Below are 25,842 nucleotides of genomic sequence, written 5' to 3' on the forward strand. Positions count from 1 at the left end.
AAAAATTATCGCGAACTCTACTAGCAGAGCCCGGCGTGAAGCCAGCCATGCCGACGTATGTCCACCCGATCGTTGTGGATTCGGACTCCCTCGGCGCGCAATCGTGCCCGTTGTTCGTCGCCGCCCGGGCTGCCGAGCGGCAGGCTGATGCGCCCGCCGGCGGCGATCACCCGGTGCCAGGGCAGGCGCGAGCCTTCCGGCAACTGGCTGAGCACGCGGCCCACCAGGCGCGCGGCGCGGCCCAGGCCGGCCATGCGGGCCAGTTCGCCGTAGCTCACCACGTAGCCCTCGGGTACCTGGGACAAGGCCAGGTAGATGGCCTCGCGGCGCACCTGCAGGCTTTCCAGGCCGAGGTCGGCGACATTTTCAGGGGCGGGGGCGGGCGGTTTTCTTGCAGGCATGGGGCGGCTTTCCGATGGCAGCGGGCCGGGTCGACAGCATAGCGCCGGGTGGCGTCGGGGCAATGATGCAGGAGGTACCCTTCATCCATCCAGTTGAACTCCCTGCATGGGGCCCGGTCAGTCGTTGCTCTGGTGTCGGGTATGCGGATAATGCCCGGCTTTTTTTCCAGCCATCCGAATTGAATGCCGCTCATGCTGTCGAGAACCCTGCTGTGCCTTGCCGTCGCCGCCGCTCCCCTGACTTCCCTGGCCGATACCGTCTGGTTGAAGAACGGTGACCGGCTGACCGGCAAGATCAAGCTCTACGATGGGGGTCGCCTGGTGCTGGCCACCGACTATGCCGGCGAGGTCACCCTGACCGGCGACAAGATCGCCACCCTGCAGACCGAGCAGAACCTGCTGGTCAAGCACGACGAGGACGCCACCGGCGAGCACTCCAAGGGCCTGAAGGCCGCCGAGCCGGGCAAGGTCACCCTGGTCAACGGCGCCGAGGAGACGATACCGCTGGCCAGCATCGAGCAGATAGTGCCGCCGCGCCCGCTGCTGCAGGACTGGGTATGGAAGGGCCAGGTGGACTTCTCCGTCGACCACACCATGGCCGAGAACGACGTCGAGGACTACGACGTCGACTTCAAGACCAACGCCCGCCACGGCATGTGGCGGCACAACCTGCAGGGCGAGTACAACCGCGAGAAGAAGGACGACTCGGTCAGCGTCAACAACTATTCCGCCGAATACGCCCTGGACCGCTTCCTGGACGAGCACTGGTTCTGGCAGGGCAAGGTGGAATACAAGCGCGACTGGGTCGAGGACCTGGAGAAGAAGCGCACCGTCGGTACCGGCCCCGGCTACCAGTTCTGGGACAACGAGCTGGGCGCCTTCTCCTTGGCCACCCTGGTCAACCGCAACGACTACGACTTTGTCGATGGCGAGAAGGACCATTTCTACTCGGCGAGCGTGAAGTGGGACTACAACCGCTACCTGTTCGCCAAGCAGTTCGAGATATTCACCAACGGCGAGGTGGGCAAGCCGCTGTCGTCGAAGGTGGACTACGAGGTGGAGAGCGAGGCGGGCGTCCGCTACAAGCTGACCTCCTGGGCGGCGCTGAGCCTGAAAGGCGAATGGGACCGCCTGAGCGCCGAGGACGGCGGGGTGAACCAGCGGCGCTATACGCTGGGGATCGGGGTGGGGTGGTAAGTAAATTAGCTGGAGGCTAGAAGCTAGAAGCTGGAGGCGGGAGGGCGCTTCCAGCTTCCAGCTTCCAGCTTCCAGCTTCCAGCTTCGGGCTTAGGGCTTAGGGCTTTACAATCTCAACCCGCCATCCAGCTCCAGCACGCGGCCGGTGTAGTAGTCGTTCTCGAGGATGTAGGCCACCGAGTGGGCGATCTCGTCCGGGCGGCCCAGGCGCTTGAGCGGGATGCCGCTGGTCATCTTCTCCAGGGCCTCGGGCTTCATGCTGGCGACCATGTCGGTCTCGATGAAGCCCGGCGCCACGCCGGCCACGCGGATGCCGTAGCGCGCCAGTTCCTTGGCCCAGACCACGGTGTCGGCGGCGACGCCGGCCTTGGCCGCGGAGTAGTTGGCCTGGCCCATGTTGCCGGCGCGGGAGATGCTGGAGATGTTGACGATCGCGCCCTGGTTGTCCAGCTCGATCATCTTCGCCGCCACTTCGCGGGTGCAGAGGAACACGCCGGTCAGGTTGACGTCGATCACCGCCTGCCACTGGGCCAGGCTCATCTTGCTCAACTGGCCGTCCTTGACCTTGATGGTCAGGCCGTCGCGCAGGATGCCGGCGTTGTTCACCAGGCCGTTGATGGCGCCGAAGTCGCTGGCCACCTGGGCCACCATGTGGCTAACCTGTTCCTCGTTGGCCACGTTGCACAGGTAGGCGCGGGCGTCGCCGCCGGCGGCCTTGCAGGCGGCGACGGCCTCGTCCAGTTTCTCCTGGTTCAGGTCGACCAGCGCCAGTTTCGCTCCCTTGGCGGCGAGGAACTCGCCCATGGCGCGGCCCAGGCCCTGGCCGCCGCCGGTGATGATGATGACCTTGTCTTGCAATTGCATGGTTGGAATCCCCACGGCAATGTCGAGTGATTGGCCTCGCCGGCAACGGTGAACGAATTTTCTGTGCCCGTCCGTTTGCGACGGATTCTTAGCGAGGAGTCATAAGGTGAGCGTGAAAGCTGCCAAGAATGCCCGAGAATTGCTGCTCAAGGAATACCGGGCAGTGCTTTCCACCCAGTCGAAGAAGTGGCCGGGCTACCCCTTCGGCTCGGTGGTTCCATACTGCCTGGACGGCGCCGGCCGGCCGCTGATCCTGATCAGCCGGATCGCCCAGCACACCCACAACCTGCAGGCCGATGCCAAGTGCTCGCTGCTGGTCGGCGAGCGCGGCGCCGACGACATCCAGGCCGCCGGCCGCCTGACCCTGCTGGCCGAGGCCCGGCCGCTGGAAGACGTCGAGGAGATCGAGGCCGCGGCGGAGCGCTACTACCGCTTCTTCCCCGGCTCGCGCGACTACCACACGGCCCACGACTTCGACTTCTGGGTGCTGCAGCCGGTGCAGTGGCGCTTCATCGGCGGCTTCGGCGACATCCACTGGCTGGGCGCCGACAGCGTGCCGCTGGCCAACCCCTTCGTCGGCGAGGTGGAGCGGAGCATGGTCGGGCACATGAACCAGGACCACGCCAACGCCATCGTGCATTACCTGGAGCTGGCCGGCCTGCCGGTGGGCGAGGCCCCGGAGCTGGCGGGAATCGATACGGAAGGTTTCCATCTGCGCGTCGGCTCCATCCTCCACTGGCTGCCGTTCCCGGCGCCCTGCGCCAACCCCGGCGAGGTTCGCCAGGCGCTGGTGCAACTGGCGCGGGCGCAGGCCTGGCCGGGTACCGAGGTGATCCAGGCTTGAAATAGGCGGGTGTCGGCGCCAACTACTGAATATCCGGGCCGACGCCCCGCCAAGGACCCCTGAAATGCGAGTTACCCTGTTCTTCCTGCTGCTCTTCCCGCTGATCGAACTGGCCGTGCTGATCAAGGTCGGCAGCGTCATCGGCGTGGGCTGGACCCTCCTGCTGCTGGTCGCCGGCGCCTTCCTCGGCGCGGCGCTGCTGCGCGTGGCCGGCCTGGCCACCCTGTGGCGCGCCCGCGAGCGCCTGGCCCGCGGCGAGATGCCCGAGCAGGAAATGCTCGAGGGTCTGTTGATCGCCGTCGGCGGCGCCCTGCTGATGCTGCCGGGCTTCATCAGCGACGTCTTCGGCCTGCTCTGCCTGCTGCCGTTCACCCGCAGCCTGCTGCTGGGCGGCCTGCGCCGGCGCATGCGCGAGCAGGAAGAGCGGCGCCGCGCCTTCGCCGGCGACCCGTCGGCGCAATCCCGCGGCCCGCATGGGCCGAACGTGATCGAGGGCGAGTTCGAACGCCGCGACAACGATCGCCTGCGCTGAAAATTTTTTCTTCACGGCCTTGAAATGCCCCACGACGACCTCATGTAGCAGGCACCGCAAGGTCCCTGTCATTCGGACAGGCTGTCTTACGCGGCTCGCCCGTCGGGCCGCAAACCGGCGAAGCCGGCTTCAACAAAACCTGCCGGACACTGATCCGGCCGTTGTAAACCACTGTTTGGGAGAGTTACGACTATGAAGCTTCGTCCTCTGCATGATCGCGTCGTCATCCGTCGCAGCGAGGAAGAAACCAAGACCGCAGGCGGCATCGTGCTGCCGGGTTCCGCCGCCGAGAAGCCGAACCGTGGCGAAGTCGTCGCCGTCGGTGCCGGCCGCGTGCTGGACAACGGCGAAGTTCGCGCTCTGGCAGTGAAAGTGGGTGACAAGGTGGTGTTCGGCCCCTACTCGGGCAGCAACGCCATCAAGGTCGACGGCGAAGAACTGCTGGTGATGGGCGAGTCCGAGATCCTCGCCGTCCTGGAAGACTGATCAGTCCGCCCCAACCCCACTGAATTCGATTTAGAGGAAACAGAACATGGCTGCTAAAGAAGTCAAATTCGGCGATTCCGCTCGCAAGAAAATGCTGGTCGGCGTGAACGTCCTGGCCGATGCCGTCAAGGCCACCCTCGGCCCGAAAGGCCGCAACGTCGTGCTGGACAAGTCCTTCGGCGCACCGACCATCACCAAGGATGGCGTGTCCGTCGCCAAGGAAATCGAACTGAAGGACAAGTTCGAGAACATGGGCGCCCAACTGGTGAAAGACGTTGCCTCCAAGGCCAACGACGCCGCCGGTGACGGCACCACCACCGCCACCGTCCTGGCCCAGGCCATCGTCAACGAAGGCCTGAAGGCCGTTGCCGCCGGCATGAACCCGATGGACCTGAAGCGCGGCATCGACAAGGCCACCATCGCCATCGTCGCCCAGCTGAAGGACCTGGCCAAGCCGTGCGCCGACTCCAAGGCCATCGCCCAGGTCGGCACCATCTCCGCCAACTCCGACGAATCCATCGGCCAGATCATCGCCGAAGCCATGGACAAGGTCGGTAAAGAAGGCGTCATCACCGTCGAAGAAGGCTCGGGCCTGGAAAACGAACTGTCCGTCGTCGAAGGCATGCAGTTCGACCGCGGCTACCTGTCGCCCTACTTCATCAACAAGCCGGACACCATGGTGGCCGAGCTGGAAAACCCGCTGCTGCTGCTGGTCGACAAGAAGATCTCCAACATCCGCGAAATGCTGCCGGTGCTGGAAGCTGTCGCCAAGGCCGGCCGTCCGCTGCTGATCGTCGCCGAGGACGTCGAGGGCGAAGCCCTGGCCACCCTGGTGGTCAACAACATGCGCGGCATCGTCAAGGTCGCCGCCGTCAAGGCCCCGGGCTTCGGCGATCGCCGCAAGGCCATGCTGCAGGACATCGCCGTCCTGACCGGCGGTACCGTCATCTCCGAAGAGGTCGGTCTGAGCCTGGAAGGCGCTACCCTGGAGCACCTGGGTAACGCCAAGCGCGTGACCATCAACAAGGAAAACACCACCATCATCGACGGCGCCGGCGCCCAGGCCGACATCGAGGCCCGCGTCGCCCAGATCCGCAAGCAGGTCGAAGAGACCTCCTCGGACTACGACCGCGAGAAGCTGCAAGAGCGCCTGGCCAAGCTGGCCGGCGGTGTTGCCGTGATCAAGGTCGGCGCTGCCACCGAAGTCGAGATGAAAGAGAAGAAAGCCCGCGTCGAAGACGCCCTGCACGCTACCCGCGCTGCGGTGGAAGAGGGCGTGGTCCCCGGCGGTGGCGTGGCCCTGGTGCGCGCACTGCAGGCCATCGAAGGCCTGAAGGGCGACAACGAAGACCAGAACGTCGGCATCGCCCTGCTGCGCCGCGCCGTCGAATCCCCGCTGCGCCAGATCGTCGCCAACGCTGGCGACGAGCCGAGCGTGGTGGTCGACAAGGTCAAGCAAGGTTCCGGCAACTTCGGCTTCAACGCCGCTACCGGTGTCTACGGCGACATGATCGAGATGGGCATCCTGGACCCGGCCAAGGTCACCCGTTCGGCCCTGCAGGCCGCTGCCTCCATCGGCGGCCTGATGATCACCACCGAGGCCATGGTTGCCGAAGTGGTGGACGACAAGGCCGCTCCGGCCATGCCGGACATGGGCGGCATGGGTGGCATGGGCGGCATGATGTAAGAGCCTGTTTACGATCTCGCGAGCTAGAGCAGAGCAAGGCGCAACGACCAACGGGAGTAACAGCCGAAGGCTGGCCCGAAGGGCGAGCGCAGCGAGTCAAAACAGGCGAGGGAAGCACCGGGCTCGCGTTCGAGTTTAGTCCGCTAAATGAGCATCACTCGTCTGTTTTTAACGCAGTTATGCCGACGCGCAGCAGATCGTAGATAGGTTCTTAGTCACCCGGCCCCAGGCCGAGAAATAGCCCCGCTTCGGCGGGGCTTTTTCGTTTCCGGCCCTTTGTGCCAAGATGTGCCGCGCAGGAGATGGCATTCCTCCTTCAACCGCCCCCGTGGCTGATGATGCCTACGCATTCACCTGGACCAGGCGCGTAGGCGTTCGCCTGCGGCCTGTCCGAAAGCCCCTCAAGGACAGGATCATGTGGAAACCCGTTCTCGCCATCGCCCTCGGCGCCGCCATCGGCGCGTTGCTGCGCTGGTACCTCGGCCTCAAGCTGAACAGCCTGATGCCCAACCTCCCTCCCGGCACCCTGGCCGCCAACCTGATCGGCGGCTACATCATCGGCGTCGCCGTCGCCTACTTCGCCAGCGCCCAGGGCATAGCGCCGGAGTGGCGGCTGCTGATCATCACCGGCTTCTGCGGCGGCCTGACCACCTTCTCGACCTTCTCCGCCGAGGTCGTCACCCTGCTGCAGGAAGGCCGCCTGGCCTGGGCCATGGGCGCGGTCGCCGTGCATGTCTGCGGCTCCCTGGCGATGACCCTGCTCGGCTTGTTCACCGGCAACTGGCTGATGGGCAGATGAACCGCCGCGGGGGCGCTGCGAGTTCGCCCCCGCGACTCTTCGCGACACCTCTCCCGCGATCCCCTTCACGCCCCGGCTGGCGCGGCCTGGCGCTTTGTGAAAAAAACGTCAAAGACGCTTAAGTTCCAATTAAGCGAGCTAGTCTAGGGTGCCCTGCAAAGCGGAGAGGAACATGCGGATTCTGTTGGTGGAAGACAACCGGGACATCCTGGCCAATATGGCGGATTACCTGGGGCTCAAGGGTTACACGGTGGATTGCGCGCAGGACGGCCTGTCCGGCCTGCACCTGGCGGCCACCGCGCACTACGACCTGATCGTCCTGGACGTGATGCTGCCCGGCCTGGACGGTTTCACCCTGTGCCGGCGCCTGCGCGAAGACGCGCGGCGCGACACCCCGGTGATCATGCTGACCGCCCGCGACCAACTGGATGACCGCCTGCAAGGCTTCCGCTCCGGCGCCGACGACTACCTGCTCAAGCCCTTCGCCCTGTCGGAGCTGGCCGCGCGCATCGAGGCGGTGCTGCGCCGGACCCAGGGCGGCGGCCGCCGCGAGCTGCAGGTGGCGGACCTGAGCTACAACCTCGACACCCTGGAAGTGAACCGCGCCGGCAAGGCGCTCAAGCTCAACCCCATCGGCCTCAAGCTGCTGGCCGTGCTGATGCAGAAGAGCCCCCACGTGGTGCGCCGCGACGTGCTCGAGGAAGCCGTCTGGGGCGACGACTGCCCGGACAGCGACAGCCTGCGCAGCCACGTGCATCAACTGCGCCAGGTGATCGACAAGCCTTTCGCCCTGCCGTTGCTGCACACCGTCCACGGTGTCGGCTACCGCCTGGCGGAGGAAACGAATGGAGTATAGGCAGAGCCTTTCCCGCCGGATCGTCTTTGCCTTCGTGTTCATGACCGCGCTGGTCGGCGGCCTGTTTTCCCTGAGCATCGTCGGCGTGGTGCACGTGGTCGAGGAACGCCTGATCTCCCGTGACCTGGGCGGCGAACTGGACCGCATCATCAACGAGGACCTGCACAGCGGCAGGGGCCCGCGGCTGGACCCGGGCATGCGCTTCTTCGTCAGCGATGGCGTCGGCATCTATGCCATGCCGCCGGCGCTGCGGCGCCTGGAGTCGGGCTTCCACGAAGTGTTCGACGGTGAGCTGTCGTTCCACGCGCTGGTGCGCGACACCGACGGCCGCCGCTACGTGCTGCTGCAGGACCAGAGCGATTTCGAGGCGCGTGAGCAGGTGCTGTACGCCGCCGTGGTGACCGGCTACGTGCTCAGCCTGGCGCTGGCCGGCCTGCTCGGCTGGCTGCTCTCGCGCAAGGTGATGGAGCCGGTGGTGCGCCTGGCGCGCCAGGTGCGCCACCGCGACCAGTTGCTGGACCTGGCGCCGCCGCTGGCGCCGGACTACGCCCACGACGAGGTCGGCGAACTGGCCGAGGCCTTCGACTATGCGATCGGCCAACTGCACCAGGTGCTGACCCGCGAGAAGCTGTTCACCAGCGACGTCAGCCACGAACTGCGCACGCCGCTGATGGTGATCGCCACCAGCAGCGAGCTGCTCGCCGAGGAACCGGGCCTGAGCCCGAAGGCGCGCACCCAACTGGCGCGGATCGCCAGCGCCAGCGAGGAAATGCGCGACCTGGTGCAGACCTTCCTGATGCTGGCGCGCTCGCGCACCAAGGAACTGGACATCGCCCCGCGGGCCGGCCTGCAGCGCATCGCCGACGACCTGGCCGGGCAATGGCGCGGGCCCATCGAGGCCAAGGGGCTGCAGCTGATCTACGAGGTGCAGGGAGTGCCGCCGGAGGAATACAACGCGGCTTTCCTGCGCTCGGTGATGAGCAATCTGTTGCGCAACGCCATGCACTATACGGACGCCGGACATATCCGCTTGCAATTGACCGACAGCGGTTTCGTCGTCGAGGACAGTGGCCAGGGCATCCCCGAGGAGCAGCGCGAGCGCATGTTCCAGCCCTTCGTCCGCGGCCCGCAACAGCGCGGCGAGGGCCTTGGCCTGGGCCTTTCGCTGGTGAAGCGGATCTGCGCGGCGGAAGGCTGGGAAGTCGGCCTCACGCCGGCGCAACCGCACGGATGCCGTTTCGAGGTTCGCCTGGTGGGCGAGCCTTGACGAATTTTTCACATGCGCATGACCGCATGGATACAGAATCACCCTTAGTTTCGTATAAAAAATGAGCAGGAACCCCATCATGAGCGACAAGCCCGTCGAGCTTGAGTTTTCCCAGAAGTACGACCGTCAGCATGCCGAGCGCTACCTGCGCAAGCATCGCAGTGGGCTGTCCCGGAAACTTTCCCATTGGCGCGATGTCCAGATCGCCCGCCAGGCACTCAAGCTGGCCGGCCAGCCGAACCTGGTGCTGGACCTGCCGTGCGGCGCCGGTCGCTTCTGGCCGATGCTGGCCGAGAAGGACAACCGGGTGATCATCGGCGCGGACAATTCCGCCGACATGATCGCCGTGGCCTGCGCCGGCCAGCCGGAGGAGGTTGTCAAACGCGTGCGGCCTTTGCAGACTTCGGCGTTCGCCATCGATTTGCCGGACAACGCCGTCGACAGCATTTTCAGCATGCGCCTGATGCACCACATCGGTGAACCGAGCGACCGCATGACCATGCTGCGCGAGTTCCACCGCGTGACCCGCGACAGCGTGATCCTCTCGCTGTGGGTCGACGGCAACTTCAAGGCCTGGAAACGCCGTCGCGCCGAGGAAGGGCGCAAGAAGCACGCGTACCAGAACCGCTTCGTGATTCCTGCCCGCAGCATCGAGGAGGAGTTCCGCCAGGCCGGTTTCTCGGTGCAGGACCATATCGATTTCGTCCCGCTGGTGCACATGTGGCGGGTCTACATTCTGCGTAAGGAGTAATGATGGGCGCTGATTTGGCAGCTCTGCAGCGAATTTCCGGTGAAGATGCCATCGATCGCTGGTTGCAGATTCCCGGCAAATGGGTAGAGGAGCCGAATCGGCGGCGGGGCGGCGAAAGCGGGGTCCAGCGCGTGCTGACCGACGATGGCCGCCTGCTCTACCGCAAGCAGCAGGTCGGGCATATCTACCGCGACCTGCTGCACCCCTTCGGCTACCCGACCGCCATCCGCGAGCGCGATGCGCTGCAGGCCGCCGCGAGCCTGGGCGTCAAGGTGCCGACCCTGGTCTACGCCGGCTGCCGCAAAGTGGACGGCGAATGGCAGGCGCTGCTGGTCACCGAGTCGCTGGACGGCTACTCGAGCCTGGAAGACTGCTACGCCCGCGGTGACCACGAGCGCTGGGGCGAGGCCGTGCACCAGCGCATCCTGCAGCAGTACGGCAAGACCCTCGCCAGGCTTAACCTGGGCCGCTGGCAGCATGGTTGCCTGTACCTCAAGCATGTCTTCGTCAAGGTCGAGGGCGAGCAGATCGACGTCGCCCTGATCGACCTGGAAAAAGCCCGCCAGCGCTTCAGCGCCCGCCGCGCGGCCCGCCACGACCTGCGCCAGGTGAAGCGCCGTTCGTCGTGGACGGAAGCGCAATGGCAAGCCTTTGTCTATGGTTACGAGGCGGCGTTTGGCAGCGCCATCAAAGGGTTGCAGGCATGAAACTAGAAATCACACGAAGTTTGCTCCTCGTTGGCGCCCTGGGCGTGGCAACGCTGGCGGCGGCTGCCTGGCATGAGCCGGGTCCCGAGGTGATCGGCTCCCATGGCGAGCAGGCCAGCTGCCGTGTGCCGGCGAACGTGCAGGCCAAACAGGCGGCGCGGCCGGACCACGATCTGCTGCTGTTCCTCTTCGGCATGTCGCAGGGTGGTGTCAGCGCGCCACGTTGAGCAGGGTCCGCCTCGGCGGTGAAGAAAAGAATGCCGTTTCTCCCTATGGGGGAAACGGCATTTTTCATGATGCGCCGGGGCCCGGCGTGGCCGGTGAATCCAATCGCGGACAAAGTCTGCCCGTGCCTCCCTGAACTCGTAGGAGCAACTGTCTTGCCGGCTTCGCCAAGGCGCGCCTCAACGGATGGGTATCGCTCCGCTCAACGCCATCCTACGGGTCTTGTGTTTGCCGGAGGGCTACGGATTTTCTGCGTCTGCCGAACACATCCCGTTAGACTGCAAGCTGACGACAAGCGAGAGGCGAGCATGGCTGAGTCCGCATTCACCCCCTTCGGCGTGCAGAACCTGCTGGATACCGACTTCTACAAGTTGAGCATGATGCAGGCGGTGCTGCACAACTACCCCAACGTCGAGGTGGAGTGGGAGTTCCGTTGCCGCAACCGCGAAGACCTGCGCCCCTACCTGGCGCGCATCCGCGAGCGCATCGAGGCGCTGGCCGGGCTGAGCTTCAGCAGCGAGCAACTGGCCTTCCTCGAACGCATTCCCTTCTTCAAGCCGGACTTCATCCGCTTCCTCGGCCTGTTCCGCTTCAACATGCGCTACGTGCAGACCGGCATCGAGAACGACGAGTTCTTCCTGCGCCTGAAAGGCCCCTGGCTGCACGTGATCCTCTTCGAGGTGCCGGTGCTGGCCAGCATCAGCGAGGCGCGCAACCTGCAGCGTTATCCACAGGTGACCCTCGACCTGGTGCGCGAGCGCCTGAGCGACAAGCTCGACTGGCTGCGCCGCGAGGCCAGCGCCGAGGAGCTGGCCGGCTTCAAGATGGCCGACTTCGGCACCCGCCGGCGCTTCTCCTATGCCGTGCAGGAATGCGTGGTGCGCGAGCTGAAGGCGAGTTTCCCCGGGCGTTTCGTCGGCACCAGCAACGTGCACCTGGCGCGCAAGCTCGACCTCAAGCCGCTGGGCACCATGGCCCACGAATGGCTGATGGCCCATCAGCAGCTCGGCCCGCGGCTGATCGACAGCCAGGCCGCCGCGCTGGACGCCTGGGTCCGCGAGTACCGCGGCCAACTGGGCATCGCCCTGACCGACGTGATCACCATGGACGCCTTCCTGCGCGACTTCGACCTGTACTTCGCCAAGCTCTTCGACGGCCTGCGCCACGATTCCGGCGACCCGCTGCTTTGGGCGGAGAAGGCCATTGCCCACTACGAGAGCCTCGGCATCGACCCGCGCAGCAAGACCCTGGTGTTCTCCGACGGCCTCGACCTGCCGCGCGCGCTGCACATCTACCGCTCGCTGCGCGGGCGCATCGACGTCAGCTTCGGCATCGGCACCCATTTCACCTGCGACATCCCCGGCGTCGAGCCGATGAACATCGTGCTGAAGATGACCGCCTGCAACGGCCAGCCGGTGGCGAAAATCTCCGATACTCCGGGCAAGATGCAATGCAACGACGAGAATTTCGGCCGCTACCTCAAGCACGTCTTCCGCGTCGACGAGGCCCGCGGCTGAAAAGCGCTGCGGCGCCGTTGCGCTCGGGCGCGCGAAGCGCCAGTCTTGCCGGGTGACCTTCCGTTCACCAGGGGAGCAAGGATGTCAGCAAGCAACCAACTCATCATCGGCGCCGGTCCCGATGGCCAGCCCGTCAGCCAGCCGTGGAAGCTGGCCAACCGCCACGGCCTGATCGCCGGCGCCACCGGCACCGGCAAGACGGTGACCCTGCAGCACCTGGCCGAGAGCTTCAGCGATGCCGGCATCGCGGTGTTCGCCGCCGACATCAAGGGCGACCTCTGCGGCCTGGGCGCGGCGGGCAACCCCCAGGGCAAGGTGGCCGAGCGCATCGCCTCGATGCCCTGGCTGGGCTACCAGGCCAAGGCCTACCCGGTGAGCCTGTGGGACGTCGCCGGCCACAGCGGCCACCCGCTGCGCACCACCCTCAGCGAGATGGGCCCGCTGCTGCTGGGCAACCTGCTGGAGCTGACCGACAGCCAGCAGGCCGCGCTCTTCGCCGCCTTCAAGGTGGCCGACCAGCAGGGCCTGCTGCTGCTCGACCTGAAGGACCTCAAGGCGCTGCTCAATTACCTCAAGGACCACCCGGAAGTGCTCGGCGACGACCGCGCGCTGTTCACCGGCGCCTCGTCCCAGGCGCTGCTGCGGCGCCTGGCGACCCTCGAGCAGCAGGGCGCCGAGGCCTTCTTCGGCGAGCCGGCGTTGCAACTGGAAGACATCCTGCGCCCGGATTCCGACGGCCGCGGGCGCATCCACCTGCTCGACGCCAGCAAGCTGGTGCACGAGGCGCCCAAGGTCTACGCCACCTTCCTGCTCTGGCTGCTGTCGGAACTGTTCGAGCAACTGCCCGAGCGCGGCGATGCCGACAAGCCGGTGCTGGCGCTGTTCTTCGACGAGGCGCACCTGCTGTTCAACGGCACGCCCAAAGCCCTGCACGACCGCCTGGAGCAGGTGGTGCGGCTGATCCGTTCCAAGGGCGTGGGTGTGTACTTCGTCACTCAGTCGCCCAGCGACCTGCCGGACGACGTCCTGGCCCAGCTCGGCCTGCGCATTCAGCACGGCCTGCGCGCCTTCACCGCGAAGGAGCAGAAATCCCTGCGCGCGGTGGCCGACGGCTTCCGCCCGAACCCGGCGTTCGACACCCTGAAGGTGCTCACCGAACTGGGCATCGGCGAAGCGCTGGTGGGCACCCTGGAAGAGAAGGGCACCCCGGCCATGGTCCAGCGCGTGGCCATCGCCCCGCCGCAGTCGCGCATCGGCCCGCTGACCGACGCCGAGCGCGCGCAGATCATCCGCACCTCGCCGCTGGCCGGGCGCTACGACAAGCCGATCGACCGCGAATCGGCCTACGAACGCCTGACCGGGCGCACCGACGAGAAGATGGCGCCCAGCGAAACCAAGGCCGACGTTGGCAGCAGCCTGGGCAGCATGGCCGGGGAAATCCTCGGCAACCTGGCCAGCCAGACCATGAAGACCGTGGTGCGCCAGGCCGCTAACCAGATCGGCCGCGAACTGGTGCGCGGGCTGATGGGCTCGCTGCTGGGGGGCAAGCGGCGGTAGGTGGGCATATCGCTTACAGCCGTGCTCGCCTGCAACGTAGGAGCAACTGTCTTGCGCCGAGGTGCTCTTCGTAGGATGGGTTGAGCTTGCGAAACCCATGCGGTTGCGCTGATGGGTATCGCTTCGCTCAACGCCATCCTACGAAAAGCCGTGCTTCCTGGAACCGTAGGAGCGGACTCCGTCCGCGATGGGCCGGGCATGAGATCGGTGTATCGGCGTATAACCGCGAACGGTTATTCGCCCTACGGGTGCCCATGCCCCGCACCCCTGTAGGAGCGCGCCCTGCGCGCGATTCGCGGGCAAGGCCCGCTCCTGCAGGTGGCCTCTTGCGAACATGAAAAAGGCGCCCCCAGGCGCCTTGTTCATGGATGGCGGTTCAGATACGGAAGCTGTCCACCAACTGCCGCAGCCGCCCGGCCTGGGTCTCCAGGTCGGCGCAGGCGCGCAGGGTGGCCTTGAGGTTCTCCACGCCCTCCTGGTTGAGGGTGTTGATCTCGGTGATGTCCATGTTCAGCGAGTCGACCACCGCGGTCTGTTCCTCGGTGGCGGTGGCTACCGACTGGTTCATCGCATCGATCTCGCTGATGCGCCCGGTCACGCTGGCCAGGCGCTGGCCGGCGCGGTTGGCGATCTCCACGCTCTCCAGGCTGTAGCGCTGGCTCTCGCCCATGGTGGTGACCGCCTCGCGGGCGCCCACCTGCAGTTCCTCGATCATGCCCTGGATCTGCTGCGCGGCCTCCTGGGCGCGGTGCGCTAGGTTGCGCACCTCGTCGGCCACCACGGCGAAGCCGCGGCCCGCCTCGCCGGCGCGGGCGGCTTCGATGGCGGCGTTGAGCGCCAGCAGGTTGGTCTGCTCGGAGATGCCCTTGATCACTTCGAGAATCTGCCCGATGTTCACCGTGCGGCTGTTCAGCGACTCGATGTGGGTGCTGGCGTAGCTGATCTTCTCCGACAGCTGGTTCATCGCGCTGATGGTCTGCTCCACTACCTGACGGCCGTCGCCGGCCTGGTGGCTGGCGTCGCTGGCGTGGTGCGAGGCATCGGCGGCGTTGCGGGCGATCTCCTGGGCGGCGGCGCCCAGCTCGTTGATCGCCGCGGCCACGCTGTTGGTGCGGTTGGCCTGCTCGTCGGAGTTGGCCATGGACGAGTTGGAGGCGTTGACCACCAGTTGCGACACGTCATGCAGTTGGCGCGCGGTGCCGGCTACTTCACGAATGGACTCGTGGATGCGCTCGACGAAGCGGTTGAAGGCTTCGGCCAGGGCGCCGAACTCGTCGCGGCTGTGTACGGCCAGGCGCTTGGTCAGGTCGCCTTCGCCCTGGGCGATGTCCTGCATGGCGCGGCCCATGGCGGTGAGCGGCTGCATCAGCACGCGGATCAGCATGCCCAGCAGCAGGAGGATCGTGACTATGGCGACCAGCGCGGCTATCACCGCTGAGGTGCGGAAGGTGCTGAGCATGGCGTAGGCCTTGTCCTTGTCGATGGACAGGCCGATGTACCAGTTCACCGAAGGCAGGCCCTTGACCGGGGCGAAGGCGAGGATGCGGGTGGCGCCGTTGAGTTCGCTCTCGCTGAAGCCGTTGCCGATCCGCGGGGTGTTCTGCGGGTAGATTTCGCTGAGGTTCTTCATCACCTGCTGCTTGTCCGGGGCGACCAGCACCTTGCCGTCGCCGCTGACCAGGAAGGCGTAGCCCATGCCGCTGAAGTCCAGCGAGTTGATGATCTGCACGATGGCCTGCAGGTTGAGGTCGCCGCCGACCACGCCCACCGTCTTGCCGGCGGCCTGGGCCGGCGTGGCGATGGTGATGATCAGCTGGCCGGTGGCGGCATCGACGTAGGGTTCGGTCAGGGTGGTGCCGCCGGCGGCCAGGGCGTCCTTGTACCAGGGGCGGGTGCGCGGGTCGTAGCCGTCGGGCATCTTGTCGTCCGGGCGCATGGTGAAGGTGCCGTCGGCCTGGCCGAGGTAGGTGAAGCTGAAGGTCGAGGTCAGCGCCTTCTGCTCCAGCAGGCCGCCGAGGCTGGCCGGCGCGCTGTCGCGGCCGATGCTCTGGGCGGTGTGCTCCACCAGCAGGATGCGCCCGCTGAGCCAGTTCTGGATGTTGCTGGCGGTGACTTCACCCATTTCCTGCAGGTAGGACTCCAGGTCCGCGCGGATGGCGTTGCGCTGCAGGGAGTCGTTGTACAGGGTGAAGAGCGCGAATGCGGCGAAAACCACCAGAGAAGCGGCCAGCAGTATTTTGTGGCTGAACTTCAGGTTCTTCATCATCTTGTTTTTGCATCCAGGGATGGGGCCAGTGATTTGGGGGCCTCGGCGATGGTTCCGAGCCCCCGGACTACAGACCGCGCGCCGGGTGGGTCGGCGGTGGAGCCGCCCGCGGGTGACGTGCGGCCGGTGGCACTCCTGTGCCGGGAAGCCCTTGCCCGGGGCTGAAGCGCCGGCTGATGCGGCCTTCAGACAAGAAGTCGGCATTTTCCGTAGGAAGCTTTAGCGAGGCGGACGAACGGTAGCGGCCGGAGGGTGAAAGGCAGAGAAGTGTGTAGGGCGTATAACGCTCCGCGTTATACGCCGCTTGGCCTTGGTTCCAGGCCCTTGCATGGTCGAGCCCGAACCTCTGTTTCCGCGCATTCCGGGCTCGGCCAGGAGGTTGGCCTGTGGATGAGGTGTATCGGCGTATAACCGCGAACGGTTATACGCCCTACGGGTGCCCATGCCTCGCACCCTTGTAGGAGCGCGCCCTGCGCGCGATTCGCGGGCAGGGCCCGCTCCTACAGATGGCATCTTGCGAACATGAAAAAGGCGCCCGCAGGCGCCTTGTTCATGGATGGCGGATCAGATGCGGAAACTGTCCACCAGGTGCCGCAGCCGCCCGGCCTGGGCCTCCAGGTCGGCGCAGGCGCGCAGGGTGGCCTGGAGGTTTTCCACGCCTTCCTGGTTGAGGGTGTTGATCTCGGTGATGTCCATGTTCAGCGAATCGACCACCGCGGTCTGCTCCTCGGTGGCGGTGGCCACCGACTGGTTCATCGCGTCGATTTCGCTGATCCGCCCGGTCACGCTGGCCAGGCGCTGGCCGGCGCGGTTGGCGATCTCCACGCTTTCCAGGCTGTAGCGCTGGCTTTCGCCCATGGTGGTGACCGCCTCGCGGGCGCCCACCTGCAGTTCCTCGATCATGCCCTGAATCTGCTGCGCCGATTCCTGGGCGCGGTGCGCCAGATTGCGCACCTCGTCGGCCACCACGGCGAAGCCGCGGCCTGCCTCGCCGGCGCGGGCGGCTTCGATGGCGGCGTTGAGCGCCAGCAGGTTGGTCTGCTCGGAGATGCCCTTGATCACTTCGAGGATCTGCCCGATGTTCACCGTGCGGCTGTTCAGCGCCTCGATGTGGGTGCTGGCGTAGCTGATCTTCTCCGACAGCTGGTTCATCGCGGCGATGGTCTGCTCCACTACTTGACGGCCGTCGCCGGCCTGGTGGCTGGCGTCGCTGGCGTGGTGCGAGGCGTCGGCGGCGTTGCGGGCGATTTCCTGGGCGGCGGCGCCCAGTTCGTTGATCGCCGCGGCCACGCTGTTGGTGCGGGTGGCCTGCTCGTCGGAGTTGGCCATGGACGAGTTGGAGGCGTTGACCACCAGCTGCGACACGTCATGCAGCTGGCGCGCGGTGCCGGCCACTTCGCGGATGGATTCGTGGATGCGCGCGACGAAGCGGTTGAAGGCCTCGGCCAGCAGGCCGAACTCGTCGCGGCTGTCGACCTTCAGGCGCTTGGTCAGGTCGCCCTCGCCCTGGGCGATGTCCTGCATGGCGCGGCCCATGTCGGTGAGTGGCTGCATCAGCACGCGGATCAGCATGCCCAGCAGGAAGATGATCGCGACGATGGCGACCAGGGTGGCGATCACCGCCGAGGTGCGGAAGTCGCTGAGCATGGCGTAGGCGGCGCTCTTGTCCAGCACCAGGGCGACGTACCAGGACACCCCCGGCAGGCCCTCGACGCGGGTCATGGAGACCAGTTGCGTATGGCCGTCGACCTGCACTTCCTGCACCCCGGGGCGAACCTGCGGCGCGCCATGCGGGTAGACCTCGGTGAGGTTCTTGAACACCTTCGCGTCGTCCGGGTGCAGGAGGATCTTGCCGGCGTCGCTGACCAGGAAGGCATAGCCGTCGCCGTCGAACTTCAGCGAGTTGAGGATGGCGGTGATGGTCTGCAGCTTCATGTCGCCGGCGGCCACGCCGACCAGTTGGCCGTTGCGCATGACCGGCATGGACATGGCGAGGATCTGCTCCTTGGTGCCGGCGTCGAGGAAGGGCTCGGTGACGATCAGCCGGCCGGCGGCCGCGGCGTCCTTGTACCAGCCGCGCTGGCGCGGGTCGTAGCCGTCGGGCATGGGCGAGTAGGGGCGCATGGTGAAGACGCCGCTGGCGGCCTCGCCCAGGTACACCGATTCGAAGTTCCGCTGCAGCACCTGCTGCTCCAGCACGTGCTGGATGCGCTCGGCGGTGGGCTCGCCATCGGCCAGTTGCGCGGCTTCCATCTCCACCAGGTGGATGCGGCCTTCCAGCCAGCTCTGGATATTGCTGGCGGTGAGGCTGCCGATCTCGCGCAGGTAGGAGTCGGTGTCCTCCTGGATGGCGCGGCTCTGGCGGAAGTCGTTGAAGAAGATGAAGCAGGCGAAGGCGAAGATCACCACGAGGGAGGCCGCCAGAAGGATCTTCTTGGCGAAGGACAGCGAGCGAAGCATGGGTAGAGCATCCTGCGGGAACGACGGTGTGGGCAGGTTGTATCGGCCGTCTTCTGTAGGACTTTAGCTTTGTGATGGGAAAATGACGTCAGAAAAGAATGACGGATCCCGCGGGCATCGTTCAGGTGAATGCCAGTTGCAGCAGATAGCCGGCAAAGATCGAGAAAACGAAGGGAAATGACTTGGAACGGCTGACATCGAAGGATTTCAGCCGCGCCACGACGGGCTGCGGAAGCCTGTTCGAGTCGATCGAAAGCCTGCTGCCCAGCATCAGCAGCAGCGTCGCCAGGCAGGCCAGGCCCAGGCTGTAGAGCAGGGTGTCGGGGTCGCTGGCCAGGCCCAGCGCGGCCAGCAGCTTGACGTCCGCCGCGCCCAGCTTGCCGAGCCAGTAGCCGGGCAGGCTCAGCGCGAGGCCCAGGGCCGCCGCGGCAAGGGCGGCCGCCACGGAATGCTGGGTCAGGCTGTGGCCGTGCAGGTACAGGTAGGCGGCGGCCGCGGCCAGGCCGCCGAGGGTCAGCAGGTTGTCCACCTTGCGGCGGCGCAGGTCCTGGTAGGCACAGGCGGCCAGCCAACCGAGCAGCATCCATGTCGCCAGCATTCGCTCGTGTCCTGCTCAGGTCAGGCCCGGATGGCCAGGCGACGCCTGCGCGGGGCAGGCGTCGCTGGCGTGGTGCGAGGCATCGGAGGCGTTGACCACCAGTTGCGATACGTCATGCAGTTGGCGCGCGGTACCGGCGATTTCGCGAGTCGACTGGTGTATGCGCCCGCTCAGCCAGTTCTGGGTGTTGCTCGCGGTGACCTCGCCCATTTCCTGCAGGTAGGACTTCAGGTCCGCGCGGATGGCATTGCGCTGCAGGGAGTCGTTGTACAGCGTGAAGAGGGCAAAGGCGGCAAAAACCACCAGGGAAGCGGCCAGCAGTATTTTGTGGCTGAACGTCAGGTTCTTCATCATCGAGTCGTCCAGGAGGGGCCAGTGGTTGACGGGCTCGACGGTGAGCCCGAGTTCCGTGTTATGGGTCCGCGCGGGGTGGGCGGCGGAGGTGGCCGGTCACGCGGGTGGCGGCCGGCCGGGTTGGCGCTCCTGGCCGCGAAGCCCTTGTCCAGGGCTGGGGGGCCGGCTATTCGCGGCCTCCAGATTAGAAGTCGGCATTTTCTGTCAGAAGCTTTGGGTAGGTGGACGAACGGTAGCGGGCAGAGCTGAAGTGCAGAGAAAAGCGTTCGCGAGAACGAAGAGCAGATTCACCCGTTCCGAAGAAGGACGCGACAGTGTGAGAACACCCCACACACCGCTATTTCTCGTTACCGAACACCCCAGTGCCGAAAAGGCGCTCCTCTGATTTTCTTCGAGCATTTAAAAATACTATATTTTTCAATGGCTTAATATTTATTGATGGTATGAATACCGGCTGGCCCTTTATTTGCACATACTTGTATGTACATGTATAAATTTGAGATGCAGGGGGAACGGCCCCTTTGGGAGCCAGGTTCATGCCGCTTACCGCATGGAGTCCTCCTGCCGATGTGCATCACAAGGACCCCGCCCCTTGGCGGCCTATAAAGGAGACCCCTGATTTGGAACTTCACCTGACTGCCGGCAACCTTCAGCTAAGTGATCTGCGCAAAGCCTATCGCCAGCCTCTACGGGTTGTACTGAACGCCTCCTGCAATAACGCCATCAATGCCAGCGTTGCATGTGTGGAAGACATCATCGCCCAAGGCCGGACGGCCTATGGAATCAACACCGGGTTTGGCCTTCTAGCCTCGACGCGTATCGCCTCCGACGAGCTTGAAAAGCTGCAACGCTCATTGGTGCTCTCGCACGCCGCCGGCGTGGGCGAGGCACTGGATGATGCCATGGTTCGGCTGATCATGTTGCTGAAGGTGAATAGCCTTGCCCGGGGCCTCTCCGGCATCCGTCGCAAGGTGATCGATGCCTTGGTCGCGCTCATCAATGCCGAGGTGTACCCGCATATTCCCTTGAAAGGGTCTGTTGGAGCATCGGGCGACCTCGCGCCTTTGGCACACATGTCCCTGGTGCTGCTTGGAGAAGGCAAGGCGCGTTATCGGGGACAATGGTTGCCAGCGTGCGAGGCACTCGCCATTGTGGGCCTGGAACCCATGACACTCGCTGCCAAGGAGGGGCTCGCGCTGCTTAACGGAACGCAGGTTTCGACGGCATACGCCCTTCGAGGCTTGTTCGAGGCCGAAGATCTGTATGCGGCCGCTACCGTCTGTGGGGCGCTGAGCGTGGAGTCCATGCTCGGCTCGCGAGCGCCATTCGACGCCCGTATACACGATGCTCGAGGCCAGCCAGGCCAGATTGATGCCGCCGCGGCATATAGAAGCCTGCTGACCGAGAGCAGCGAGATCGGCAGCTCTCACGCGCAGTGCGAAAAGGTTCAAGACCCGTACTCCCTACGTTGCCAACCGCAAGTCATGGGGGCATGCCTGACCCAGCTGCGCAATGCCGCCACGGTCCTGCAGATCGAGGCCAACGCGGTTTCAGACAACCCTTTGGTGTTTGCCGAGCAAGCCGAGGTAGTTTCCGGCGGTAATTTCCACGCCGAGCCGGTGGCGATGGCCGCCGACAATATAGCCTTGGCGCTTGCCGAGATCGGCGCACTGTCCGAGCGGCGTATCTCCTTGATGATGGACCGCCACATGTCCCAGTTGCCGCCGTTCCTCGTCGAGAACGGTGGGGTCAATTCCGGGTTCATGATTGCCCAGGTCACCGCGGCAGCGCTTGCCAGCGACAACAAAGCACTCGCTCACCCCGCCAGTGTCGACAGCCTGCCCACTTCCGCCAACCAAGAGGACCACGTGTCGATGGCTCCGAACGCCGGCAAGCGGCTCTGGAGCATGGCGGAGAACGTCCGCGGAATTATTGCCGTCGAATGGCTTGGCGCCTGCCAGGGGCTGGACTTCAGGGAGGGTCTGAAGTCATCCCTGCCGCTCGAGGAAGCCCGCAGGCTTCTGCGGCACGAGGTTCCGTATTACCAGGAGGACCGCTTCTTTGCTCCTGACATCGAGGCTGCAAGCAGCTTGCTTGCCAGCGGCTGCCTCAACGCGCTGATGCCGGCAAAGCTTCTGCCCAGCCTCTAGGGCTGACTGGCGCCCGCGAGGGCGCCTTGCAACCCTGTCCCATAAGAACAATCAGGAGAGCAAGGGAATGACAGCAAAAACTGAACTTCAACGTGGTCTGAGCGCCCGCCACATTCGCTTCATCGCCTTGGGGTCGGCGATCGGTACTGGCCTTTTCTATGGTTCCGCCTCGGCCATTCAGATGGCCGGCCCCGCCGTATTGGCTGCCTATGTCATAGCGGGCATCGCGGTATACATGGTGATGCGCGCACTGGGGGAGATGGCGGTTCGCAATCCCGCACCGGGCTCATTTGGCGAGTACGCCAGCACCTACTTGGGGCCACTGGCGGGTTTCATCACGGGGTGGACCTACGCTTTCGAGATGGTCATCGTTTGCCTGGCCGACGTGACGGCATTTGGGATCTACATGGGCTTCTGGTTTCCAGAAGTGCCTCGATGGATCTGGGTGCTGTCGATCATCTTCTTCATCGGGGCGTTGAACCTTTGCACCGTGAAGGTATTTGGCGAACTCGAGTTCTGGCTATCGCTCGTGAAGGTGGGGGCCATCGTAATGATGATCCTCGCCGGCCTCGGCATCATGCTCTTTGGTTACGGCCTGGCGGAGTCGGCAGCGGCCACCGGCGTCCAGAATCTTTGGGTCCATGGCGGCTTCATGCCCCATGGGATCGAGGGATTGATAGCTTCCTTCGCCGTTGTGGTGTTCGCCTTTGGCGGAATCGAGATCATTGGCGTAACGGCGGGAGAGGCCCGCGACCCGCAGCGCGTTTTGCCACGAGCCATCAACGCCGTGCCGGTGCGAATCCTGCTTTTCTACGTCCTGACGCTCTTCGTGCTGATGTCGATTTTCCCCTGGCCGCAGATTGGCACGCAGGGGAGCCCCTTCGTACAGATTTTCAGCGGGCTGGGCATCAACTCTGCAGCGGCGATACTCAACGTTGTGGTGATATCCGCGGCGGTGTCGGCGATCAATAGCGATGTTTTCGGGGCGGGGCGCATGCTTTATGGGATGGCCAAGCAAGGGCAAGCGCCCGCGGTATTTGCGCGGGTGTCCCAAAAAGGTGTGCCCTGGATGACCGTTGTCGTGATGGCGATTGCGCTGCTGCTTGGCGCGGTACTGAATTACCTGATCCCGGAGAATGTTTTCCTGCTGATCGCCTCCACCGCCACATTCGCCACTGTCTGGGTGTGGCTGATGATCCTGCTGTCGCAGGTGGCGATGCGCAGGAGCATGAGTGCTCAAGAAGCCAAGGCACTGAAATACCGCGTGCCTTTATGGCCGTATGCCCCAGCTGCCGCAATCGCTTTCATGCTGTTCATCTTCGTCGTGCTGGGAGCCTTTTCCAAAACGCAAATGGCCTTATGGGCAGGGCTCGTATGGCTTGCGATCTTGACGGCCATTTTCTGGTTCCGCCTGCGCCCAGGCAACGCAGGGGAGGGCATTACCGATTGAGCCTGCTTTATCGCCGCCTGCCTTAGGCGCGTAAGGTCTGAAAAGCACGACGCCTGCACTGGGCAGGCGTCGTGAATGGGGCAGGCGTCGGCGGGGCCGTCAGTAGAAGCGCGAGGCCAGCCAGAACAGGCCGGCGGCCAGGGCCATGGAGGTGGGCAGGGTGAGGATCCAGGCCATCAGGATGTTGCGCACGGTGCCGCCCTGCAGGCCGCTGCGGTTGGCGACCATGGTGCCGGCCACGCCCGAGGACAGCACGTGGGTGGTGGACACCGGCAGGCTGTAGAGGTTGGCCATGCCGATCGCCGCGGTGGCGGTGAGCTGGGCGCTGATGCCCTGGGCGTAGGTCATGCCCTGCTTGCCGATCTTCTCGCCGACGGTGAGCACCACGCGTTTCCAGCCGACCATGGTGCCCACGCCCAGGGCCAGGGCCACCGCGATGATCACCCAGAAGGGCGCGTATTCGGTGGTGCTGGTCAGGTCCTTGCGCAGCTTCTCCAGGTCGGCCTTCTCGCGCGCCGGCAGGCTGTCGAGCTTGCCGACCTTCTTCGCGGTGTCGTCCAGGCACAGCAGGTAGCGGCGCACCTGCACGCGGCTGTCGGCGGACAGCTCGTTGTAGCTGGAGATGCCCTTGATGTCGCTCAGCAGGCCCTTGAGGGTGGATTCGGTCTGCTTCGCTTCGCAGCGGTACAGCTCGGGCATCTCGCCGTCGGCGCCCTTGCCCAGGGCGAGCATGTCGCCGAGCACGTCGGTGTGGCGCTGGTAGAACTGGCTGAGGTGGATGGCGGCGTCGCGGGTGCGTTCGATCTGGTAGGTGGTGCTGTTGAGGTCGAGGACGAACTTGGCGGGGACGATGCCGATCAGCACCAGCATGATCAGGCCGATGCCCTTCTGGCCGTCGTTGGAGCCGTGGACGAAGCTCACGGTCATGGCCGAGAGCACCAGCACCAGGCGGTTCCAGAACGGCGGGTGCTTCTTCTCGTCGACTTCGCGGCGGGTTTCCGGGGTCTTGTGCATCTTCGACAGCGGGTACATCCACTTCAGGCCGATCAGCACCAGGGCCGCGACGATGAAGCCGGCCAGCGGCGAGAAGATCAGCGACATGGCGATGTCGATCGCCTTCTGCCAGTTCACCCCGTCGGCCAGCGGCACGCCGGTGATGACGGCGTTGGCCAGGCCCACGCCGAGGATCGAGCCGATCAGGGTGTGCGAACTGGAGGCGGGGATGCCGAAGTACCAGGTGCCCAGGTTCCAGGCGATGGCCGCGGCCAGCAGCGAGAACACCATGGCCAGGCCGTGGCCGCTGTTGACGTTGATCAGCAGCTCCACCGGTAGCAGGTGCACGATGGCATAGGCCACGCCGACGCCACCGAGCAGCACGCCGAGGAAGTTGAAGATGCCGGAGAGGATGACCGCGCGGTAGGGCGACATGGCCTTGGTGTAGATCACCGTGGCCACCGCGTTGGCGGTGTCATGGAAGCCGTTGATGAACTCGAAGGCCAGGACGAAGCCCAGCGCCAGCACCAGGCTGATGCCTACCCAGAGGTCGAGTCCGCTGAAGAGATCGAACATGAAGTTTCTGTGACCGGTCGGTGACGGGGCGGCGATTATGCCAGAAGCGATAGGATGTCGTCTGAAACCTGAAGCGATTCTCGGAATCCAGCGACACCCGGTCGCACGGGGCTTGCAGCGCTGCGGGCAATGCGCTGCAACGTTTTCGGGGGGCCGTCGCGGCTCAGTTCGCGTCCTGTTCGGCCTGGCGTTGCTGGGCCTTCTGCAGGTCGGTCTGCATCTTCTCCAGTTCCCGGTCGAAGGCCTTGTCCTGCACGGTCGGGCGCTTGCGCCAGGGCTTCTTGTCGGGGTCGGGCTGGGCGGCGTAGAGGGTGACCTCGCCGCCATAGACATCCTTGTAACGCTGTTCCTGGCGCTCCAGTTCGGCGCGCAGTTCGTCTTTCGTCACCTGTGTTCCTGATGGCGTGTGGCTGATGGGGGGATATGCGGGGAAAGCATAGCAGGCGCGATTATAACCGCTGGCGGGGCGCTGTCAGCCGTGACCGGGGCACGCGGGTGAGCTCGCACAAATGTAACAGCAGGCTACGCTCAGGAAGCGATCAACATTCTAGGAGACCGCTCCATGATCAAGCTCCGCCTTCCCCTGCTGCTGTGCGCGCTGTTGTTCTCGGTGCAGGGTTTCGCCGCCAACACCGCCCAGCAGGAAAAGATGAAGACCTGCAACGCCGACGCCACCGCCAAGTCGCTGAAAGGTGATGAGCGCAAGACCTTCATGAGCAGCTGCCTGAAAGCCGGCGGCGGCGATACCGGCAAGAAGCTGACGCCGCAGCAGGAGAAGATGGCCCAGTGCAACAAGGACGCCGCGGCCAAGGCGCTGAAGGGCGATGAGCGCAAGACGTTCATGAGTGGGTGCCTGAAGAAATAGCGGGGGCGGGGCGCAGGTGTGGCCGGGGCGTCCGGCGTGGCCGGTGAACCCGATCGCGGACAAGGTCCGCTCCTACGCCCGTGCTTCCCTGTAACCGTAGGAGCGGACTCCGTCCGCGATTCGGCGGATAACGCCGTACGCCAAGCCCACCGTAGGGCGTATAACCGTTCGCGGTTATCCGCCGACACACCCAAGCCCCCAGCCAACGCCCAGGTCAGCCCCGGAGCCGCCGGGCGCCAAGGCCAAACGGCGGATAACGCGGAGCGTTATTCGCCCTACGGATTTCCAGAGAAACATCCAAGCGCACCGGAATGCCCCTTCAGAAGGCCGAGCGAAACCGGCGCTCAGGAGGTCATGCGACATGGATGTCGCGAGAGCCCCGATGGGCTACAGGGACGTACCCTCGGGGCGGGCCTCCGTGGCGGGGGAGTTCGCGAGGG

At 65.1% G+C, this 25,842-nt stretch carries 23 protein-coding genes, 2 pseudogenes and 1 riboswitch; of the genes and pseudogenes, 16 read left to right on the forward strand and 9 right to left on the reverse strand.

The window, feature by feature from the left end:
* Positions 1-20: 20 nt before the first annotated feature.
* Complete coding sequence (locus QSJ95_RS27260) at positions 21-401, reverse strand: MGMT family protein (RefSeq protein ID WP_285646652.1); 381 nt, start codon at positions 399-401, stop codon at positions 21-23.
* A 192-nt stretch (positions 402-593) separates the two neighbouring features.
* Between QSJ95_RS27260 and QSJ95_RS27265 the strand changes: the two genes are divergently transcribed.
* Complete coding sequence (locus QSJ95_RS27265) at positions 594-1,598, forward strand: DUF481 domain-containing protein (RefSeq protein WP_009617960.1); 1,005 nt, start codon at positions 594-596, stop codon at positions 1,596-1,598.
* 105 nt (positions 1,599-1,703) lie between these two features.
* Here QSJ95_RS27265 and QSJ95_RS27270 read toward each other — a convergent pair whose 3' ends face one another.
* A complete protein-coding gene (locus tag QSJ95_RS27270) occupies positions 1,704-2,462 on the reverse strand; it encodes an SDR family oxidoreductase (protein ID WP_009617962.1) in 759 nt (252 codons plus the stop codon).
* Between the two features lie 106 nt (positions 2,463-2,568).
* Here QSJ95_RS27270 and QSJ95_RS27275 point away from each other — a divergent pair, with 106 nt between their 5' ends.
* The 12 genes from QSJ95_RS27275 (at position 2,569) to QSJ95_RS27330 (ending at position 13,690) form a co-directional block, all read left to right on the forward strand.
* Positions 2,569-3,306: a HugZ family pyridoxamine 5'-phosphate oxidase gene (locus QSJ95_RS27275; protein ID WP_276215278.1), complete on the forward strand. Its 738-nt coding sequence runs from the start codon at positions 2,569-2,571 to the stop codon at positions 3,304-3,306.
* Positions 3,307-3,370: 64 nt separating this feature from the next.
* On the forward strand, positions 3,371-3,838 hold the full coding sequence (locus tag QSJ95_RS27280) for an FxsA family protein (RefSeq protein ID WP_069861814.1): 468 nt from the start codon (positions 3,371-3,373) through the stop codon (positions 3,836-3,838).
* Between the two features lie 192 nt (positions 3,839-4,030).
* Entirely contained in the window at positions 4,031-4,324 is a 294-nt protein-coding gene (locus QSJ95_RS27285; RefSeq protein WP_009617968.1) for a co-chaperone GroES, read from the forward strand.
* A 46-nt stretch (positions 4,325-4,370) separates the two neighbouring features.
* Positions 4,371-6,011, forward strand: coding sequence for a chaperonin GroEL (gene groL, locus QSJ95_RS27290; RefSeq protein WP_009617969.1), 1,641 nt, complete (start codon positions 4,371-4,373; stop codon positions 6,009-6,011).
* A 289-nt stretch (positions 6,012-6,300) separates the two neighbouring features.
* A riboswitch (Fluoride riboswitch) is annotated at positions 6,301-6,363 on the forward strand.
* A gap of 63 nt (positions 6,364-6,426) precedes the next feature.
* Positions 6,427-6,810 carry a fluoride efflux transporter CrcB gene (gene crcB / locus QSJ95_RS27295; protein ID WP_285646663.1) on the forward strand — a complete coding sequence of 128 codons (384 nt, stop codon included), beginning with the start codon at positions 6,427-6,429 and terminating at the stop codon, positions 6,808-6,810.
* 172 nt (positions 6,811-6,982) lie between these two features.
* A complete protein-coding gene (locus QSJ95_RS27300) occupies positions 6,983-7,666 on the forward strand; it encodes a response regulator transcription factor (RefSeq protein WP_009617976.1) in 684 nt (227 codons plus the stop codon).
* Positions 7,656-8,933, forward strand: coding sequence for a sensor histidine kinase (locus QSJ95_RS27305; RefSeq protein ID WP_009617978.1), 1,278 nt, complete (start codon positions 7,656-7,658; stop codon positions 8,931-8,933). The genes QSJ95_RS27300 and QSJ95_RS27305 overlap by 11 nt, the downstream gene beginning before the upstream one ends.
* A 79-nt stretch (positions 8,934-9,012) precedes the next feature.
* Positions 9,013-9,684 carry a class I SAM-dependent methyltransferase gene (locus QSJ95_RS27310; protein ID WP_009617980.1) on the forward strand — a complete coding sequence of 224 codons (672 nt, stop codon included), beginning with the start codon at positions 9,013-9,015 and terminating at the stop codon, positions 9,682-9,684.
* A 2-nt stretch (positions 9,685-9,686) separates the two neighbouring features.
* Positions 9,687-10,391, forward strand: a complete 705-nt coding sequence (locus QSJ95_RS27315) for a lipopolysaccharide kinase InaA family protein (protein WP_009617981.1) — start codon at positions 9,687-9,689, stop codon at positions 10,389-10,391.
* Positions 10,388-10,618, forward strand: coding sequence for a hypothetical protein (locus tag QSJ95_RS27320; RefSeq protein ID WP_009617982.1), 231 nt, complete (start codon positions 10,388-10,390; stop codon positions 10,616-10,618). The genes QSJ95_RS27315 and QSJ95_RS27320 overlap by 4 nt, the downstream gene beginning before the upstream one ends.
* A gap of 306 nt (positions 10,619-10,924) precedes the next feature.
* Complete coding sequence (pncB, locus tag QSJ95_RS27325; protein WP_285646666.1) at positions 10,925-12,133, forward strand: nicotinate phosphoribosyltransferase; 1,209 nt, start codon at positions 10,925-10,927, stop codon at positions 12,131-12,133.
* An 81-nt stretch (positions 12,134-12,214) separates the two neighbouring features.
* Positions 12,215-13,690: a helicase HerA-like domain-containing protein gene (locus tag QSJ95_RS27330; protein ID WP_285646668.1), complete on the forward strand. Its 1,476-nt coding sequence runs from the start codon at positions 12,215-12,217 to the stop codon at positions 13,688-13,690.
* 376 nt (positions 13,691-14,066) lie between these two features.
* On the opposite strand, the gene QSJ95_RS27335 is transcribed toward QSJ95_RS27330, so the two are convergent.
* The 5 genes and pseudogenes from QSJ95_RS27335 to QSJ95_RS27350 form a co-directional block, all read right to left on the reverse strand.
* Positions 14,067-15,956: a methyl-accepting chemotaxis protein gene (locus QSJ95_RS27335; RefSeq protein ID WP_285646669.1), complete on the reverse strand. Its 1,890-nt coding sequence runs from the start codon at positions 15,954-15,956 to the stop codon at positions 14,067-14,069.
* Positions 15,957-16,520: 564 nt separating this feature from the next.
* Positions 16,521-17,285, reverse strand: coding sequence for a methyl-accepting chemotaxis protein (locus tag QSJ95_RS33095; RefSeq protein WP_374046714.1), 765 nt, complete (start codon positions 17,283-17,285; stop codon positions 16,521-16,523).
* A gap of 90 nt (positions 17,286-17,375) precedes the next feature.
* A pseudogene (locus tag QSJ95_RS33100) lies at positions 17,376-18,416 on the reverse strand (HAMP domain-containing protein); the annotation flags it as partial.
* A 121-nt stretch (positions 18,417-18,537) separates the two neighbouring features.
* A complete protein-coding gene (locus QSJ95_RS27345; RefSeq protein ID WP_285646671.1) occupies positions 18,538-19,014 on the reverse strand; it encodes a prepilin peptidase in 477 nt (158 codons plus the stop codon).
* Between the two features lie 159 nt (positions 19,015-19,173).
* Positions 19,174-19,368 (reverse strand): annotated as a pseudogene (locus QSJ95_RS27350) (chemotaxis protein); the annotation flags it as partial.
* A gap of 620 nt (positions 19,369-19,988) precedes the next feature.
* Here QSJ95_RS27350 and hutH point away from each other — a divergent pair.
* Entirely contained in the window at positions 19,989-21,518 is a 1,530-nt protein-coding gene (hutH, locus tag QSJ95_RS27355) for a histidine ammonia-lyase (RefSeq protein WP_069861800.1), read from the forward strand.
* A gap of 67 nt (positions 21,519-21,585) precedes the next feature.
* Positions 21,586-22,968, forward strand: coding sequence for an L-histidine transporter HutT (locus QSJ95_RS27360; RefSeq protein ID WP_069861793.1), 1,383 nt, complete (start codon positions 21,586-21,588; stop codon positions 22,966-22,968).
* A gap of 99 nt (positions 22,969-23,067) precedes the next feature.
* On the opposite strand, the gene QSJ95_RS27365 is transcribed toward QSJ95_RS27360, so the two are convergent.
* Both QSJ95_RS27365 and QSJ95_RS27370 read right to left on the reverse strand, forming a co-directional pair.
* Positions 23,068-24,537: an inorganic phosphate transporter gene (locus QSJ95_RS27365; RefSeq protein ID WP_009617996.1), complete on the reverse strand. Its 1,470-nt coding sequence runs from the start codon at positions 24,535-24,537 to the stop codon at positions 23,068-23,070.
* Between the two features lie 163 nt (positions 24,538-24,700).
* The gene (locus QSJ95_RS27370) at positions 24,701-24,925 is read right to left on the reverse strand and encodes a hypothetical protein (RefSeq protein ID WP_009617998.1); all 225 of its coding nucleotides are present in this window, start codon (positions 24,923-24,925) and stop codon (positions 24,701-24,703) included.
* 174 nt (positions 24,926-25,099) lie between these two features.
* Between QSJ95_RS27370 and QSJ95_RS27375 the strand changes: the two genes are divergently transcribed.
* Entirely contained in the window at positions 25,100-25,402 is a 303-nt protein-coding gene (locus QSJ95_RS27375; protein WP_009618000.1) for a PsiF family protein, read from the forward strand.
* Positions 25,403-25,842 lie beyond the last annotated feature (440 nt).

The sequence above is a fragment of the Pseudomonas sp. NBRC 100443 genome (assembly GCF_030268185.1).
In the GTDB taxonomy this organism is placed as follows: domain Bacteria; phylum Pseudomonadota; class Gammaproteobacteria; order Pseudomonadales; family Pseudomonadaceae; genus Pseudomonas; species Pseudomonas citronellolis.

Bases quoted from the DNA above. Each gene is read 5' to 3' on its own strand.
- QSJ95_RS27260 (WP_285646652.1), bottom strand. From the start codon at position 401: ATGCCTGCAAGAAAACCGCCCGCCCCCGCCCCTGAAAATGTCGCCGAC.
- QSJ95_RS27265 (WP_009617960.1), top strand. From the start codon at position 594: ATGCTGTCGAGAACCCTGCTGTGCCTTGCCGTCGCCGCCGCTCCCCTG.
- QSJ95_RS27270 (WP_009617962.1), bottom strand. From the start codon at position 2,462: ATGCAATTGCAAGACAAGGTCATCATCATCACCGGCGGCGGCCAGGGC.
- QSJ95_RS27280 (WP_069861814.1), top strand. From the start codon at position 3,371: ATGCGAGTTACCCTGTTCTTCCTGCTGCTCTTCCCGCTGATCGAACTG.
- QSJ95_RS27285 (WP_009617968.1), top strand. From the start codon at position 4,031: ATGAAGCTTCGTCCTCTGCATGATCGCGTCGTCATCCGTCGCAGCGAG.
- groL (WP_009617969.1), top strand. From the start codon at position 4,371: ATGGCTGCTAAAGAAGTCAAATTCGGCGATTCCGCTCGCAAGAAAATG.
- crcB (WP_285646663.1), top strand. From the start codon at position 6,427: ATGTGGAAACCCGTTCTCGCCATCGCCCTCGGCGCCGCCATCGGCGCG.
- QSJ95_RS27300 (WP_009617976.1), top strand. From the start codon at position 6,983: ATGCGGATTCTGTTGGTGGAAGACAACCGGGACATCCTGGCCAATATG.
- QSJ95_RS27305 (WP_009617978.1), top strand. From the start codon at position 7,656: ATGGAGTATAGGCAGAGCCTTTCCCGCCGGATCGTCTTTGCCTTCGTG.
- QSJ95_RS27310 (WP_009617980.1), top strand. From the start codon at position 9,013: ATGAGCGACAAGCCCGTCGAGCTTGAGTTTTCCCAGAAGTACGACCGT.
- QSJ95_RS27315 (WP_009617981.1), top strand. From the start codon at position 9,687: ATGGGCGCTGATTTGGCAGCTCTGCAGCGAATTTCCGGTGAAGATGCC.
- QSJ95_RS27320 (WP_009617982.1), top strand. From the start codon at position 10,388: ATGAAACTAGAAATCACACGAAGTTTGCTCCTCGTTGGCGCCCTGGGC.
- pncB (WP_285646666.1), top strand. From the start codon at position 10,925: ATGGCTGAGTCCGCATTCACCCCCTTCGGCGTGCAGAACCTGCTGGAT.
- QSJ95_RS27330 (WP_285646668.1), top strand. From the start codon at position 12,215: ATGTCAGCAAGCAACCAACTCATCATCGGCGCCGGTCCCGATGGCCAG.
- QSJ95_RS27335 (WP_285646669.1), bottom strand. From the start codon at position 15,956: ATGATGAAGAACCTGAAGTTCAGCCACAAAATACTGCTGGCCGCTTCT.
- QSJ95_RS33095 (WP_374046714.1), bottom strand. From the start codon at position 17,285: ATGGCCAACTCCGACGAGCAGGCCACCCGCACCAACAGCGTGGCCGCG.
- QSJ95_RS27345 (WP_285646671.1), bottom strand. From the start codon at position 19,014: ATGCTGGCGACATGGATGCTGCTCGGTTGGCTGGCCGCCTGTGCCTAC.
- QSJ95_RS27360 (WP_069861793.1), top strand. From the start codon at position 21,586: ATGACAGCAAAAACTGAACTTCAACGTGGTCTGAGCGCCCGCCACATT.
- QSJ95_RS27365 (WP_009617996.1), bottom strand. From the start codon at position 24,537: ATGTTCGATCTCTTCAGCGGACTCGACCTCTGGGTAGGCATCAGCCTG.
- QSJ95_RS27375 (WP_009618000.1), top strand. From the start codon at position 25,100: ATGATCAAGCTCCGCCTTCCCCTGCTGCTGTGCGCGCTGTTGTTCTCG.